Origin of the sequence: Klebsiella sp. X1-16S-Nf21 (assembly GCF_002837615.1) — a bacterium.
Classification (GTDB): Bacteria; Pseudomonadota; Gammaproteobacteria; order Enterobacterales; family Enterobacteriaceae; genus Klebsiella; species Klebsiella variicola.
The window spans coordinates 1-15,644 of the sequence record NZ_PJDK01000037.1; the positions used below are offsets into that span (position 1 = coordinate 1).

13 protein-coding genes and 1 other annotated feature are annotated in these 15,644 nt (G+C 58.6%); of the genes, 7 read left to right on the forward strand and 6 right to left on the reverse strand.

The annotated features are described in order from the left end of the window. Positions 1-196 precede the first annotated feature (196 nt). Positions 197-2,794, reverse strand: a complete 2,598-nt coding sequence (topA, locus tag CW267_RS17130; RefSeq protein WP_100781363.1) for a type I DNA topoisomerase — start codon at positions 2,792-2,794, stop codon at positions 197-199. Between the two features lie 406 nt (positions 2,795-3,200). Here topA and CW267_RS17140 point away from each other — a divergent pair, with 406 nt between their 5' ends. Further along, the gene (locus tag CW267_RS17140) at positions 3,201-3,452 is read left to right on the forward strand and encodes a YciN family protein (protein WP_002901761.1); all 252 of its coding nucleotides are present in this window, start codon (positions 3,201-3,203) and stop codon (positions 3,450-3,452) included. Between the two features lie 47 nt (positions 3,453-3,499). Here CW267_RS17140 and sohB read toward each other — a convergent pair whose 3' ends face one another. Next, positions 3,500-4,546, reverse strand: a complete 1,047-nt coding sequence (gene sohB / locus CW267_RS17145; RefSeq protein ID WP_008807783.1) for a protease SohB — start codon at positions 4,544-4,546, stop codon at positions 3,500-3,502. A 255-nt stretch (positions 4,547-4,801) separates the two neighbouring features. Here sohB and CW267_RS17155 point away from each other — a divergent pair, with 255 nt between their 5' ends. Together CW267_RS17155 and cobO are read left to right on the forward strand one after the other, a co-directional pair. Next, on the forward strand, positions 4,802-5,563 hold the full coding sequence (locus CW267_RS17155; RefSeq protein WP_012542052.1) for a YciK family oxidoreductase: 762 nt from the start codon (positions 4,802-4,804) through the stop codon (positions 5,561-5,563). Continuing rightward, the gene (gene cobO / locus CW267_RS17160; RefSeq protein ID WP_002901749.1) at positions 5,560-6,150 is read left to right on the forward strand and encodes a cob(I)yrinic acid a,c-diamide adenosyltransferase; all 591 of its coding nucleotides are present in this window, start codon (positions 5,560-5,562) and stop codon (positions 6,148-6,150) included. Before CW267_RS17155 ends, cobO begins: the two co-directional genes overlap by 4 nt. Before the next feature lie 60 nt (positions 6,151-6,210). On the opposite strand, the gene rluB is transcribed toward cobO, so the two are convergent. Beyond that, positions 6,211-7,113: a 23S rRNA pseudouridine(2605) synthase RluB gene (gene rluB / locus CW267_RS17165; RefSeq protein WP_008807781.1), complete on the reverse strand. Its 903-nt coding sequence runs from the start codon at positions 7,111-7,113 to the stop codon at positions 6,211-6,213. A 280-nt stretch (positions 7,114-7,393) separates the two neighbouring features. Further along, entirely contained in the window at positions 7,394-8,293 is a 900-nt protein-coding gene (gene gcvA, locus CW267_RS17170) for a transcriptional regulator GcvA (RefSeq protein WP_032737167.1), read from the reverse strand. Between the two features lie 111 nt (positions 8,294-8,404). Here gcvA and CW267_RS17175 point away from each other — a divergent pair, with 111 nt between their 5' ends. After that, a complete protein-coding gene (locus CW267_RS17175; protein ID WP_100781362.1) occupies positions 8,405-9,313 on the forward strand; it encodes a DMT family transporter in 909 nt (302 codons plus the stop codon). A gap of 21 nt (positions 9,314-9,334) precedes the next feature. Here the strand turns inward: CW267_RS17175 and CW267_RS17180 are convergent, their stop codons facing one another. Both CW267_RS17180 and rnm read right to left on the reverse strand, forming a co-directional pair. Continuing rightward, complete coding sequence (locus CW267_RS17180; protein WP_008807778.1) at positions 9,335-9,955, reverse strand: L-threonylcarbamoyladenylate synthase; 621 nt, start codon at positions 9,953-9,955, stop codon at positions 9,335-9,337. Positions 9,956-9,971: 16 nt separating this feature from the next. Further along, positions 9,972-10,835, reverse strand: coding sequence for an RNase RNM (rnm, locus tag CW267_RS17185; RefSeq protein ID WP_012542055.1), 864 nt, complete (start codon positions 10,833-10,835; stop codon positions 9,972-9,974). 159 nt (positions 10,836-10,994) lie between these two features. Continuing rightward, positions 10,995-11,090, forward strand: a sequence feature (Trp leader region). Positions 11,091-11,123: 33 nt separating this feature from the next. Between rnm and CW267_RS17190 the strand changes: the two genes are divergently transcribed. The 3 genes from CW267_RS17190 to trpCF are packed head-to-tail and all read left to right on the forward strand — an operon-like array spanning position 11,124 to position 15,643. Next, positions 11,124-12,686, forward strand: coding sequence for an anthranilate synthase component 1 (locus CW267_RS17190; protein WP_100781361.1), 1,563 nt, complete (start codon positions 11,124-11,126; stop codon positions 12,684-12,686). Further along, positions 12,686-14,281, forward strand: coding sequence for a bifunctional anthranilate synthase glutamate amidotransferase component TrpG/anthranilate phosphoribosyltransferase TrpD (trpD, locus tag CW267_RS17195; protein ID WP_082228040.1), 1,596 nt, complete (start codon positions 12,686-12,688; stop codon positions 14,279-14,281). The genes CW267_RS17190 and trpD overlap by 1 nt, the downstream gene beginning before the upstream one ends. Before the next feature lie 3 nt (positions 14,282-14,284). Then, on the forward strand, positions 14,285-15,643 hold the full coding sequence (gene trpCF, locus CW267_RS17200; RefSeq protein ID WP_012968448.1) for a bifunctional indole-3-glycerol-phosphate synthase TrpC/phosphoribosylanthranilate isomerase TrpF: 1,359 nt from the start codon (positions 14,285-14,287) through the stop codon (positions 15,641-15,643). Position 15,644: the final 1 nt, after the last annotated feature.

Consider the following 15,644-nt stretch of genomic DNA (forward strand, 5'->3'; position numbering starts at 1 on the left):
TAATAAAAAAGAGATTAGCTATAACCACTATATCATTTATATCAACAGTGTATAGATACTAACGAAAAATAATATAGGTGGTTATAAGGGGAAGAAAAGACCATCCAGAAGGGGAAACAACGCGGCAGAGGCATCCACTGCCTCTGCCGGCCGTTAGTGCAGGAAAAGCGCGCTTTTCCTGCCTGATACTGCACGATTACTTTTTGGCTTCAGTCCATTTACCGTCAATAAAGAAGGCTGACCAGCCGGTCGCTTTGCCCTCTTTTTCGGAAGCCACATACTGCTGTTTCGTTTTACGGCTAAAGCGCACCAGCGTTTTATTACCTTCCGGATCCTGCTGCGGCGCATCGGCGAGATAGCGCAGTTTTTCCGGCAGACGATCGCGGAAGCGGTACAGCTCTTCCACCAGCGGCGCACGCGTTTCCCGTGATTTCGGGAAGGTGTTGGCCGCCAGGAAGACACCCGCCGCCCCGTCGCGCAACACAAAGTACGCGTCAGACTTCTCGCACGGCAGCTCCGGCAGCGGCACCGGATCTTCCTTCGGCGGAGCCACTTCGCCGTTGCGCAGGATCTTACGCGTATTCTTACACTCGTCGTTGGTACAGGCCATGTACTTGCCGAAACGCCCCATTTTCAGGTGCATTTCAGAACCGCACTTCTCGCACTCCACTACCGGACCGTCATAGCCCTTGATGCGGAACTCGCCTTCTTCAATCTCATAGCCGTCACAGGTCGGGTTATTACCACACACGTGCAGTTTACGCTTAGGATCGATAAGGTAGCTGTCCATTGCGGTCCCGCACTTCTGACAGCGACGTTTGGCACGCAGCGCGTTGGTTTCCGCGTCATCGCCTTCCAGCACGTTGAGGACTTCGTTTTCCGGCACCAGGTTGATGGTGGTTTTGCAACGCTCTTTCGGCGGCAGAGCATAGCCCGAACAGCCGAGGAAAACACCGGTGCTGGCGGTACGGATGCCCATTTTACGTCCACAGGTCGGGCAGTCGATGCTGGTAAGCACCATCGGGTTCGGCTGCATGCCGCCCTCTTCCGGATCTTTCTCTGCGGTCTCCAGCTGAGTGGTAAAATCGCCGAAGAAGTGGTTCAGCACCTCTTTCCACTCGGCCTGGTGGTTGGCCACCTGGTCGAGACGATCTTCCATCTGCGCGGTGAAGTCGTAGTTCATCAGATCGCGGAAGTTTTCTTCCAGCCGATCGGTGACGATTTCGCCCATTTTCTCCGCGTAAAAACGACGGTTTTCCACCCGCACGTAGCCGCGATCCTGAATGGTCGAGATGATCGAAGCGTAGGTGGAAGGACGGCCGATGCCGCGTTTTTCCAGCTCTTTGACCAGTGAAGCTTCGCTGAAGCGCGCCGGCGGCTTGGTAAAGTGCTGCGCAGGCGTCAGCTCCACCAGGCTCAGGCGGTCGCCCTGTTTGACCACCGGTAGCGTCCGGTCTTCATCGCCCTTGCGCAGCGCCGGCATGACTTTGGTCCAGCCGTCGAAACGTAAGGTACGACCGCGTGCTTTCAGTTTGAAATCGCCCGCCGCCACGGTCAGCGTGGTGGAATCGTATTGCGCCGGCGTCATCTGACAGGCGACAAACTGGCGCCAGATCAGCTGATAGAGCTTCTGCGCATCGGCTTCCATATCTTTCAGCGTTTCCGCCAGCACGCTCACATCAGAAGGACGAATCGCTTCGTGCGCTTCCTGCGAGTTTTCTTTGCTGGCGTACTGGTTAGCGCTCTCCGGCAGATATTTTTTGCCAAAGTTGTCGCTGATATAACCGCGAACCATGTTCAGCGCGTCCTGACTCAGGTTGGTGGAGTCGGTACGCATATAGGTGATGTGCCCCGCCTCATAGAGACGTTGAGCCATCATCATGGTCTTTTTCACGCCGAAGCCTAGACGGGTGCTGGCCGCCTGCTGCAGCGTGGAGGTGATGAACGGCGCGCCCGGCTTGCTGCTGGTCGGCTTGTCTTCTCGCTCCAGCACGCTGTAGCTGGCTTTTTCCAGCAGCGATACCGCCGACATGGTCTCATCACGGCTGACCGGACGGAACGGCTTATCGTCTTTATGAGTCACCTGCAGAGGCAGCGCGTCGCCGCCCGGCGTGGTGGTGCTGGCATCAACTTCCCAGTACTCTTCCGGGACGAAGGCTTTGATTTCACGCTCACGTTCCACCACCAGGCGGACCGCAACGGACTGCACGCGCCCGGCAGAAAGACCACGGGCAATTTTCTTCCACAGCAGCGGCGAGACCATATAGCCCACCACGCGGTCCATAAAGCGGCGCGCCTGCTGGGCGTTAACCCGATCGATATTCAGTTCGCCCGGCTTTTCGAAGGCCTGACGAATAGCGTTTTTGGTGATCTCATTGAACACCACGCGGCTGTAACGCTGTTCATCGCCGCCGATCACTTCCCGCAGGTGCCAGGCAATGGCTTCCCCTTCGCGGTCAAGGTCGGTTGCGAGATAGATGTGGTCAGCTTTTTCCGCCAACTGTTTGAGTTCTGAAACTACCTTTTCTTTACCCGGAAGTACTTCATAGTGCGCATTCCAGTCATGCCATGGGTCCACGCCCATGCGGTTAACCAGAGCACCACGTTCGTCCTTTTTAGGCTTTTTAGCCCCTTTGGTGGCGGTAGAGTCGGTGCTCTTTTTGGAAGCTGATCCACTGGTCGGCAAATCGCGGATATGACCGACGCTGGATTTCACCACGTAGTCATTACCCAGATACTTATTGATCGTTTTGGCTTTTGCCGGGGACTCAACGATAACGAGAGCTTTACCCATATTCACCTTTACCTAATTTGATTCATCCAGGAATACATCGCACATTCATACACCCTCCACTGGCGACTGCCTCATATGTTGCGGCACCGTCGGTGAATATCAACCCTGAACACCCGCTTCATCTCCGTAAAACCAGGCGTTTGAGTTTGCTGACTTTTTTTCGTCAGGTGACATAGCACGAAGAATTTTTGGCCGAATGTCAAGCAAATCTGTTGCCAGATCGCCGAAAGCGTCACACTGTACCTGATAAAATTCGTTACGCAACTTTATTAGCATGCAAAAGCGAAACCCGCCAGTAAACGGCTGTTTCTCCACTGGTTACGATTACCCCTGTTTTGTCCATGGAAAATTTGCCCCACGCCGCCGCGCGGCGTAAACTACGCGCGGAGAAAAAGAGGAGTCCGTTATGCAAGGTACAACCCAACCTATCGATCGCCAGACGCTGCTCGAAAAAGCCAACAAACTTATTCGCGAACATGAGGATACGTTAGCCGGTATCGAAGCCACCGACGTCGTTCAGCGCAACAATGTCCTGGTGTTTAGCGGTGAGTTTTATCTTGACGAGCAGGGTTTACCGACGCCGAAGAGTACGGCGGTATTTAACATGTTTAAGTACCTCGCCCACGAGCTGTCGGACAAGTATCACCTGGTCGATTAAGGCCAGTGGAAACGATAACGCGAGGCCCTGGCCTCGCGTTATGTTGTTTACATCAGCGGTTTCTGACCGCGCTGCCACCAGCGCAGCAGAAGTCGATCGGCGCTCTCCGCGGCGCTACCAGTGAAGCGGTCGAGCATTTTCTTACGCTGTTGATAACGCACCCCGATCACCTCGTGGCTCTCCATGAGCCCCAGCAACAGCTCATCGCTGGTTTCAACCGCATCCACCAGCCCTTTTTCCAGCGCCTGCACCCCGTACCAGTGCTCGCCGGTAGCTACCTGCTCAATATCAAGTCCAGGACGCATCCGATGGACGAAATCCTTGAACAGATGGTGCGTCTCATTGAGATCCTCACGGAACTTGCGCCGCCCTTCTTCGGTATTTTCGCCCAGCATAGTGAGCGTCCGTTTGTACTGCCCGGCGGTATGCAGTTCGATATCAATATCTTTGTTCTTCAGGAAGCGATGGAGGTTAGGGATCTGCGCCACCACGCCAATGGAGCCAAGGATCGCAAACGGCGCCGACACAATTTTGTTGGCCACGCAAGCCATCATATAGCCGCCGCTGGCCGCCACTTTGTCAACCGCCACCGTCAGCGGGATCTGTTTGTCGCGCAACCGCTGCAGCTGAGAGGCTGCCAGCCCGTAACCGTGCACCACCCCGCCGGGGCTTTCCAGACGAATCACCACCTGGTCACGCGCTTTCGCCGCCGCCAGTACCGCCGTGATCTCTTCCCGCAGGCTGTTGACCTCATGGGCATCCATGCTGCCTTTGAAATCCAGCACCCAGGCGCGCGGCTTGCCTTCCGGCTCCACGTTACCCAGCTTCGCCCGCGCTTTCGCGGCCTTCGCCTCTTGTTTTTGCTTTTTCTTCTGCGCTTTATGCCACTGTTTCTGCTGCGGGCCGTCAAGCAGCGCCACCGCCAGCGATTCCTTCATCTCTTTGTAATGCTCGCTAAGATTGGTCACCCGCAGTTCGCCGCGCTGCTTCTTACGCTGGGCCAGGTTGACGATAATAGCGGCAATCACCGCGATAGCGACGACAACCGTCGCGATCTTGGCTAAAAATAAGCCGTACTGAGCAAGTAATTCCACGTTTTCACCTTGTGTAAAGCACTGACGTTGCTGCACAGTGTACATCAGCCCCTGGCGAGAAGTCTTTGTGCTTTGTGTCTTGTGCGCAGCGGATTCCGTTTTTTTTCAGCGAGGCTGAAATCGTTGCAAGATATTAATTTTCTGAATACTTTCCGCTTCGCCGATTGCAATGGCGAGCACTTTCAGGCATAACAGCGCAAAAGTGAGATACCAAAGATGAAGCGCGATCGGGAACCGATCGCCCAAGGAGTCGCCGTGCATTATCAACCGCAACGCCACTTGCTGAAAGATCGCATCATCCTGGTCACCGGCGCCAGCGACGGGATTGGTCGTGAAGCGGCCCTGACCTACGCGCGCTATAGCGCCAGCGTGATTCTGCTTGGCCGCAACGACGAAAAACTGCGCGCCGTCGCCCAGGAGATTGAACGCGAGGGCGGCATTCCCGCCCGCTGGTTTACCCTCGACCTGCTAACCTGCACGCCGCAGGCGTGCCAGCAGCTGGCGCAGCAGATAAGTATGCACTATCCCCGTCTTGACGGCGTGCTGCACAACGCCGGCCTGCTCGGCGACATCTGCCCTATGGACGAGCAGAAGCCGGAGGTCTGGCAGCAGGTGATGCAGGTGAACGTCAATGGCACTTTTATGCTGACCCAGGCGCTTCTTCCTTTATTACTCCGTTCGGATGCGGGCTCGCTGGTCTTCACCTCGTCCAGCGTTGGCCGTCAGGGCCGCGCCAACTGGGGCGCCTATGCGGTCTCCAAATTCGCCACCGAAGGGATGATGCAGGTGCTGGCCGACGAGTACCAAAGCCGTCATCTGCGGGTGAACTGCATCAACCCCGGCGGCACCCGCACCGGGATGCGCGCCAGCGCCTTCCCGACGGAAGATCCGCTAAAACTGAAGACCCCCGCTGACATTATGCCCGTCTATCTATGGCTGATGGGTGACGACAGTCGCCGCAAGACGGGAATGACCTTTGACGCCCAACCGGGCCGTAAGCCAGGAATTGCCCAATGAGTGATGAACGCTACCGCGAACGCCAGCAGCGGCTGAAAGATAAAGTTGACGCCCGGGTGGCGGCAGCCCAGGACGAACGCGGCATTGTGATGGTCTTTACCGGCAACGGCAAAGGCAAAACCACCGCCGCCTTTGGCACCGCGACCCGCGCCGTCGGCCACGGCAAAAAAGTCGGCGTGATCCAGTTTATTAAGGGGACCTGGCCTAACGGTGAGCGTAACCTGCTGGAACCCCACGGCGTCGAATTTCAGGTGATGGCGACAGGCTTCACCTGGAACACCCAGGATCGCGACAGCGACACCGCCGCCTGTCTGGCGGTCTGGGAGCATGCCCGCCGTATGCTGGCTGACGACCAGCTCGATCTGGTGCTGCTGGATGAGCTGACTTACATGGTGGCGTACGATTACCTGCCGCTGGAGTCGGTGCTAAGCGCCCTGCGTGAGCGTCCTGCCCATCAGTCGGTGATCATTACCGGCCGCGGCTGCCATCGCGATATTATTGAACTGGCGGATACCGTCAGCGAACTGCGTCCGGTCAAGCATGCGTTTGATGCCGGGATTAAAGCGCAGATGGGAATTGACTACTGAGGGCCTGATACGGCGAAAGGCAGTACGCGTTCCGGCGGCAATCCACCGGAACGCACAACATTAACCGTTGGTCTTATTGCGAGTACTGGAACGACGGTTGCTGTTGTTACCCTGGCGCGGGTTAGCGCTGGTCTGGCTGTGACGCTTCACCGCCCGACGGATCTGATTGGCTTTCATCCGGCGACGGTCTTTCTCGACGGCAACTTTAGAACTGGTTTCCGGCGTCAGCTCCACCAGCTCGCGCAGGTAGTTGGTCTGCGCCAGGTCCAGTTCGGTATAGCCGCCGCGCGGCAGGCCTTTCGGCAGCAGAATATCGCCATAGCGCACGCGGATCAGACGGCTGACCTGCACGCCGACCGCTTCCCACAGGCGACGCACTTCGCGGTTACGCCCTTCGGTCAGGGTGACGTTGTACCACTGGTTAATCCCTTCACCGCCGGTGAATTTGATGGTTTTAAATGCTGCCGGACCATCTTCTAACTGCACGCCACGAGACAGCTGACGCAACTTATCATCATCCACCTGGCCGAAAACGCGAACGGCGTACTCACGCTCGACTTCACGGCTCGGATGCATCAGGCGGTTTGCCAGTTCGCCATCGGTGGTGAACAGCAGCAGGCCACAGGTGTTCACGTCCAGACGGCCAACGGCAATCCAGCGCGCGCCGCGCAGTTTTGGCAGGCGATCAAACACCGTCGGGCGCCCTTCCGGATCGTTACGGGTGCACAGCTCGCCTTCCGGCTTATAGTAAGCCAGCACGCGACAGATCTGCTCAGCAGACTCTTTCACCGAGATCAGATGACCATCGATACGAATTTTTAAACCGGGGACGATTTCCACACGATCGCCGAGGGTGGCGATTTTTCCGTCGACGCTGACGCGGCCAGCTTCGATTTTCGCTTCAATTTCACGGCGGGAGCCGTGGCCGGCGCGGGCCAGCACTTTTTGCAGTTTCTCGCTCATTGAGCTTCCTTAAGGTGTCGCCTTCCCAGGCGTCTGGTATGCTTTATGAAACAATGAGGCCTGTATGAACAACTCATTGTTACGTATATACTTTTTACGTAAAGTCTCGCTGGCATGCGCAAAACATTCACCGCGAGCCCGTAATCGTGGCCGAACATACTACACTAACTTCGTCGGGAAAGCTTCTGTTCGCCGTATCGCACCTTGAGTATGGAACAGATTTTCCTCATTCTCCTGTGCGCCTTCACACATAGAGATCTTTACCGGACAGTGATTCTCCTCACTGCGCGCCCTCCTCAACAACAGCCGGGCGCTGGCCGAGCAGCCAGTCGCGAAAACAGCGGTTGGCAGGCGCCAGCAGCGCGGTCTCGTGGTAAACCAGATGATAGGCCAGCGGACAGGCGATGGGCTGCGCCAGAGGATTAACCAGCCGCCCCTGCGTCAGCGCAGGCGCTATGAATGAACGTCGCAGTAATGCCATCCCCATACCAGCGAACGCCGCCTCCGTCACGCCGTTGGAATCAGTGAACACCGGACCGCGGCGCGCGCGGTCCGGCTCCAGCCCCACGGCCTCACACCACAGCGCCCAGTCTTCACGATGCTCATCGTGCAGCAGCGGATACTGCAGCAGATCGCCCGCACCGGCGAGGGACCGGCGCGGAGCAATCAGTTGCGGACTGCAGACCGGGATAAGGTCGTCATCCAGCAGGCGGTAAGCCTGCAGTTCCGGCCAGCCGCCGACACCATGACGCACGGCAAAATCGATCCCTTCACTCAGCAAATCTACTCGCCGGTTGGTGGTGCCGATCTGGATCTCAATCTTTGGATAACGTCGTTCAAAATCAGCCAGCCGCGGCAGCAGCCACTGAATGGCGAAGCCGCTGGTACAGCTGAGCGTCACCTTTTCTGGCCCCGCGGGCACCTGCAGGCGCTGGGTGGCGGCGGCTATCTGGAGAAAGGCGGGCTGAACGGCCCGCAGGTAGATCTCCCCCACCTCCGTTAACTGTAACTGTCGGGGAGTACGAATAAAAAGCGGGGTATTCAGCGCTTCCTCGAGGCGGGCAATTTGCTGGCTGACGGCGCTTGCCGTAACGCAAAGCTCACTGGCGGCCTGCTTCAGACTAAGCAGCCGTGCCGCCGCTTCAAAGCAGCGCAGCGCATTCAGCGGTGGAAGTTTCATCGACATGGCATCTCAGTTAAGAATAACTTAATCATGTAAGCATAACGCGTTTGTCGGACGCTGCACGTGAGTTCTACAGTTGACTTCCTTCGTGAATACAAGGAGTCAATCATGCGTGTTATCGACTATGGCCGCCTGCTGCTGCTCGCCGCTCTCTGGGGCGCCAGCTTTTTGTTTATGCGCATCACCACCCCGGCCTTCGGGGCGATGAACAGCGCTTTTCTTCGCGTACTGTTCGCCGCTACCGTGCTCGGGCTGTTACTCGGCGTGCAGGGTAAATGGAGCGGGTATCAGGGAAAATTCATATCCACTCTGAAGCTGGGGGTCATTAATTCAGGCCTTCCTTTTCTGATGTACTGCCTTGCCGCACAGTGGCTGCCGGCAGGGTACTCCGCCACGCTCAACGCCACGGCGCCGATGATGGGAATGCTTATCGGCGCGTTATGCTTTGCAGAACCGTTAACCCTGCGCAAAGGCGGCGGCGCGTTACTGGGCGCTATTGGCGTGGCAGTCATTGCGCGCCCAACCTCCAGCCTCAGCGCCGCCCTCCTGCTGCCGGGGATCGGGGCCTGCCTGATCGCGACCGCCTGTTACGACCTGGCTGGCTTTCTGACCCGTCGCTGGATCCAGCAGCGGGGCGGCCTTGAGGCTGAGCGCGTCGCGTTGGGCAGCCAGGTCGGCGCCACGCTGTTTCTGTTGCCTTTCTTTCTCTGGTCAGGCTGGTATGGTCCGGTCATAGACTGGCGACAGAGCCTGCCGTGGATAGCGATAGCCATGCTGGGCGTGGTCTGTACAGCAGCAGGGTATATTCTCTATTTTCGCCTGATTGCTGATATAGGACCGCTGCGTTCGCTGTCCGTGACCTTTTTGATCCCACCTTTTGCGGCGCTGTGGGGCTATTTGTGCCTCGGAGAAACCATACAAAAAGGGCTGATTCTCGGCGCACTGCTGATCGGTCTGGCGCTGTGGTTGATTGTCGTGCCGTCAGGAAGGAAACGCGGGGTGCCGGGCGGAGCATGAACCACCGCCCGACGATGACGATCAGAGGAAAGGCTTCACGTCGCCGACGCCTTCGCGCAGCACAACCGGGGTATCTTCCGTCAGGTCGATAACCGTGGTCGGCTGCTGCCCGAGGAAACCGCCGTGAATGATGAGGTCCACCACTTTCTCCAGACGATCTTTGATCTCTTCCGGGTCGGACTCGGTAAAGTCGCTGCCAGGCAGCATCAGCGACGTGGACAGCATCGGTTCGCCTAAAGTCTCGAGCAACGCCTGAGCAATAGGGTTAGACGGGACGCGCATGCCGATGGTTTTACGTTTCTCCTGCAGCAGCCGGCGCGGTACTTCTTTGGTCCCCTTGAGGATAAAGGTGTAGTTGCCCGGCGTGTTGTTTTTCATCAGACGAAACGCCACGTTGTCGACAAAAGCGTAGGTTGACAGCTCGGACAGATCGCGGCACATCAGGGTAAAGTTGTGGCCGTCCGGCAACTGACGGATACGGCAGATCCGCTCCATCGCGCCCTTGTCTTCAATTTTGCAGCCCAGGGCGTAGCCGGAGTCGGTCGGATAAACGATCACCCCGCCCTTACGCACAATCTCCACCGCCTGGTTAATCAACCGCGCCTGCGGGTTATCCGGATGGATATAAAAAAACTGGCTCATACTTCCCTCTCAATTTTTATTTGGCGGCCGCTTCCCAGCTGTGCCAGACGCCTTCCACGCCGGCAGGAAGCCAGAGCTTACGGCCAAGCTCGATCCACGCACAGGGCTGATGAAAATCGGAGCCCTGTGACGCCAGCAGACCAAACTGCACGGCCAGGGTGGCCAGCTGGGCGCGTTCATGGGGCGCCTGCTGACACTGGGCCACTTCCATGGCATCACCGCCCTGCTCGCTAAAGTGGGCCAACAGCCGCTTCAACCACTTGGCGGAGAGATCGTAGCGCCCGGGATGGGCTATCACCGCCTTGCCGCCAGAATGATGAATGACATCAATCGCTTGTTTTATTGTACACCACTGCGGCGGCACGTAACCGGTTTTCCCGCGGGCAAGGTATTTTTTGAAGACCTCCGCCATGTTTTTCGCATGGCCGGCCTCCACCAGAAAACGGGCAAAATGGCCGCGGGTGACGGCGCCACCGTCCGCCAGCCGCAGCGCCCCTTCCCAGGCGCCAGGGATGCGCGCCTTCTCCAGACGCTCGGCAATCATCTGGCCCCGCAGCTGGCGTCGCGCTTTCTGCTCCTCCAGCAGCGCGGTCATCGTCGGGTGCGCAATATCAATATTCAGACCCACGATATGTATTTCGTGATTCTCCCAGAGCGTCGAAATCTCGACGCCGTTTACCAGCGTTAAGGGTAATCCGGCACGGGCGATCTCTTCCCGGGCGGCCGGGATCGCCGCCACGCTGTCATGGTCGGTGATCGCCAGGGTGCCTACGCGCATCTCATGGGCACGATGGACCAGTTCCTGCGGAGTCAGCCGCCCGTCAGAGGCGGTGGTATGGCTGTGCAGATCGTAAATCACTGCGTATTGGCTGTCGCTCAAAAGGACTCCTGCTGGACATCAACGTAAATAAGCGCATTATCATACCGACAGGCAGAGAAAATCTGCAAACAAGGGTTGACTTTATTCCATTGAACTAGTTAACTAGTACGCAAGTTCACATGAAGGGGTATCACGATGAAAATGCACTTTATCACTCTGCACAGCTGGTGGCGCACCTCCTGATAACGGGCGGCGTGATCGCGTTTTGCATTCAGCATACAGATACCCGGCCCGCCAATGAGCGGGCTTTTTATTGGACAAAAATAATACGAACAGGCGAGAACAATAATGCAAACATCCAAACCGGCACTCGAGCTTCTCACCAGCGACGCCATCTACCGGGAGAACCCGACGGCGTTATTCCACCAACTGTGTGGCGCCCGTCCGGCCACGCTGCTGCTGGAATCCGCTGATATCGACAGCAAAGATGACTTAAAAAGCCTGCTGCTGGTCGACAGCGCGCTGCGCATCACCGCTCTTGGTGACACTGTCACTATTCAGGCACTTTCCGCTAACGGCGCCGCGCTGCTGGAACTGCTGGACGGCGCGCTGCCCTCCGGGATCGCCAATCAGCGCCAGCCCAACGGCCGCATCCTGACCTTCCCCGCGGTCAGCACCCTGCTCGATGAAGACGCCCGCCTCTGCTCACTGTCGGTGTTTGACGCCTTCCGTCTCCTGCAGGAGCTGGTGACCGTCCCGGCCAACGAGCGTGAAGCGATGTTCTTCGGCGGCCTGTTCGCCTATGACCTGGTCGCCGGCTTTGAAGATCTTCCACCGCTGCAGAGCGACACCGCCTGCCCGGACTACTGCTTTTATCTGGCAGAAACTCTGCTGGTCATCGACCATCAGACCAAGCATACCCGCATTCAGGCCAGCCTGTTCACCCCGCTGGAGAGTGAAAAACAGCGCCTGGAGCAGCGCCTGAGCCAGCTGCGTCAGCAACTGAACGAGCCGCCGGCGCCGCTGCCGGTTACCACTGTGGCCGAAATGCAGTGCGACGTTGACCAGAGCGATGAAGAGTACGGCGCGGTGGTGCGCAAAATGCAGCGCGCGATCCGCGCCGGGGAAATCTTCCAGGTGGTTCCTTCCCGTCGCTTCTCGCTGCCCTGCCCGTCGCCGCTGGCCGCTTATGATGTGCTGAAGAAGAGCAACCCCAGCCCGTACATGTTCTTTATGCAGGACAACGATTTCACCCTGTTCGGCGCCTCGCCGGAGAGTTCGCTGAAATATGACGCCGTCAGCCGTCAGATTGAGATCTACCCTATCGCCGGCACCCGGCCACGCGGCCGCCGCGCCGACGGTTCGCTGGATCGCGATCTTGACAGCCGCATCGAACTGGAAATGCGCACCGACCATAAAGAGCTTTCCGAACACCTGATGCTGGTGGATCTGGCGCGTAATGACCTGGCCCGCATCTGTACCCCGGGCAGCCGCTATGTCGCCGATTTAACGAAGGTTGACCGTTACTCCTTCGTGATGCATCTGGTCTCCCGCGTGGTCGGCGAACTGCGTCAGGACCTCGATGTGCTGCACGCCTACCGCGCCTGCATGAACATGGGCACCCTCAGCGGCGCACCGAAGGTCCGCGCCATGCAGCTGATTGCCGCCGCCGAAGGTAAACGCCGCGGCAGCTACGGCGGCGCGGTGGGCTATTTCACCGCCCACGGCGACCTCGACACCTGCATCGTCATCCGTTCCGCCTACGTGCAGGAGGGTATCGCTACCGTCCAGGCCGGAGCCGGCATTGTGCTCGACTCGGTTCCCCAGTCGGAAGCGGATGAGACCCGAAATAAAGCCCGCGCGGTGCTGCGCGCCATTGGCCAGGCCCATCACGCGAAGGAGATTTTCTGATGGCTGACATTCTGCTGCTCGATAATATCGATTCTTTCACCTATAACCTGGCAGACCAGCTGCGGGCCAATGGTCATAACGTGGTGATTTACCGTAACTCCGTCCCGGCGCAGGCGCTGATTGAGCGTCTGGGCACCATGGACAACCCGGTGCTGATGCTCTCCCCGGGCCCGGGTACGCCGAGCGAAGCTGGCTGCATGCCGGAACTGCTGACCCGTATGCGTGGCAAGCTGCCGATCATCGGCATCTGCCTCGGTCATCAGGCTATTGTCGAAGCCTACGGCGGCTATGTCGGCCAGGCGGGCGAGATCCTCCATGGCAAAGCATCCAGCATTGAGCACGACGGCCAGGCCATGTTTGCCGGTCTGGCTAACCCACTGCCGGTGGCGCGTTACCACTCGCTGGTTGGCAGCAATATTCCCGCCGGGCTGACGATTAACGCCAATTTCAACGGTATGGTGATGGCGGTGCGTCACGATGCGGACCGGGTGTGCGGCTTCCAGTTCCATCCGGAATCGATCCTTACCACTCAGGGCGCACGGCTGCTGGAGCAGAGCCTGGCCTGGGCGCTGCAGAAGCTGGAGCACACTAACACCCTCCAGCCGATCCTTGAGAAGCTCTATCAGGCGGAAACCCTGAGCCAGCAGGAGAGCCACCAGCTGTTCTCCGCCGTCGTGCGCGGTGAAGTGAAGCCTGAGCAACTGGCCGCCGCGCTGGTCAGTATGAAAGTGCGCGGCGAGCAGCCGCAGGAAATTGCCGGCGCCGCCACCGCGCTGCTGGAAAACGCCGCGCCGTTCCCGCGCCCGGACTACCTGTTTGCCGACATCGTCGGCACCGGTGGCGACGGCAGCAACAGCATCAATATCTCCACCGCCAGCGCCTTTGTCGCTGCGGCCTGTGGATTGAAAGTGGCGAAACACGGTAACCGCAGCGTCTCCAGTAAATCAGGCTCTTCTGACCTGCTGGCGGCCTTCGGCATCAATCTCGATATGAACGCCGATAAATCCCGCGCGGCGCTCGATGAGCTGGGGGTTTGTTTCCTGTTCGCGCCGAAATACCACACCGGTTTCCGCCACGCGATGCCGGTCCGTCAGCAGCTGAAGACCCGCACCCTGTTTAACGTGCTGGGGCCGCTGATCAACCCGGCGCATCCGCCGCTGGCGCTGATTGGCGTCTACAGCCCGGAACTGGTGTTGCCGATCGCCGAGACCCTGCGCGTGCTGGGCTATCAGCGCGCGGCGGTGGTGCACAGCGGCGGGATGGATGAAGTCTCGCTGCATGCGCCCACGGTGGTCGCCGAACTGCATAACGGGGAAATCAAAAGCTATCAGCTGACCGCTGACGACTTCGGCCTGACGCCTTACCATCAGGCGCAGCTGGCGGGCGGCACGCCGGAAGAAAATCGTGACATTCTGACGCGCTTGCTACAAGGTAAAGGTGAAGCCGCTCACGAAGCCGCCGTCGCCGCCAACGTCGCCATGTTGATGCGTTTACACGGGCATGAAGATCTGAAAGCTAACGCTCAGCAGGTACTGGATGTGCTGCACAGCGGCGCGGCCTATGACAGAGTGACCGCCTTAGCGGCAAGAGGGTAAAGAATGCAGACCGTTTTAGCAAAAATCGTTGCCGACAAAGCGATTTGGGTAGAAGCCCGCAAACAACAACAACCGTTAGCCAGTTTTCAGAATGAAGTGGTCCCGACGCAGCGCAATTTCTATGACGCGCTGGCCGGCACCCGCACCGCGTTTATTCTCGAGTGCAAAAAGGCCTCGCCGTCGAAGGGGTTGATTCGCGAAGATTTCGATCCGGCGGCGATTGCCAGCATCTACAAACACTACGCCTCGGCGATCTCAGTGCTGTGTGATGAGAAATATTTCCAGGGCAGTTTCGATTTTCTGCCGATCGTCAGCAAGGTCGCGCCGCAGCCGATCCTGTGTAAGGACTTCACCATCGACCCTTACCAGATCTACCTGGCGCGCTACTATCAGGCCGATGCCTGCCTGCTGATGCTCTCGGTGCTCGACGATGAGCAGTACCGCCAGCTCTCCGCGGTGGCGCACAGCCTGAATATGGGTGTGCTGACCGAAGTCAGCAATGAAGAGGAGCTGGAGCGCGCCATCGCCCTGAAGGCGAAGGTGGTGGGCATTAACAACCGCGACCTGCGCGATATGTCGATTGACCTTAACCGCACCCGTCAGCTGGCGGCGCGTCTCGGCCCGGATGTCACGGTGATCAGCGAATCCGGCATCCATACCTATGCTGAAGTGCGCGAGCTGAGCCACTTCGCCAACGGCTTCCTGATCGGCTCCGCCCTGATGGAACAGGCGGATCTGGAAGCGGCGGTTAAACGCGTGCTGCTCGGCGAGAATAAAGTGTGCGGCCTGACGCGGCCGCAGGATGCCCAGGTGGCCTGGGAGTCTGGCGCCATCTACGGTGGACTGATTTTCGTCCCGACTTCGCCGCGGGCCGTGAATGACGCCCAGGCCAAAGCGGTGATCGCCGCTGCGCCGCTGCAGTACGTCGGCGTGTTTCGCAATGCGCCGCTGGACGAGGTGGTCGCCCGCGCGCAGGCTCTGGGGCTGGCCGCCGTGCAGCTGCACGGTGATGAGGACCAGGCCTATATCGACGCGCTGCGCGACGCCCTCGCGGACAACGTCCGTATCTGGAAAGCGCTGAGCGTTGGTGAAACCCTCCCGGCCCGTACGCTCCGCCATGTCGACAAGTACCTGTTCGACAACGGCCAGGGCGGCAGCGGCCAGCGCTTTGACTGGAGCCTGCTGCAGGGCCAGGATCTGCGCAACGTCATGCTGGCGGGTGGCCTGGGTGCCGATAACTGTGTGGAAGCGGCCAAAAGCGGCTGTGCCGGACTCGATTTCAATTCAGGCGTAGAGTCGCAACCCGGGATGAAAGACGCCAGCAAACTGGCCTCCGTATTCCAGACGCTGCGCGCATATTAAG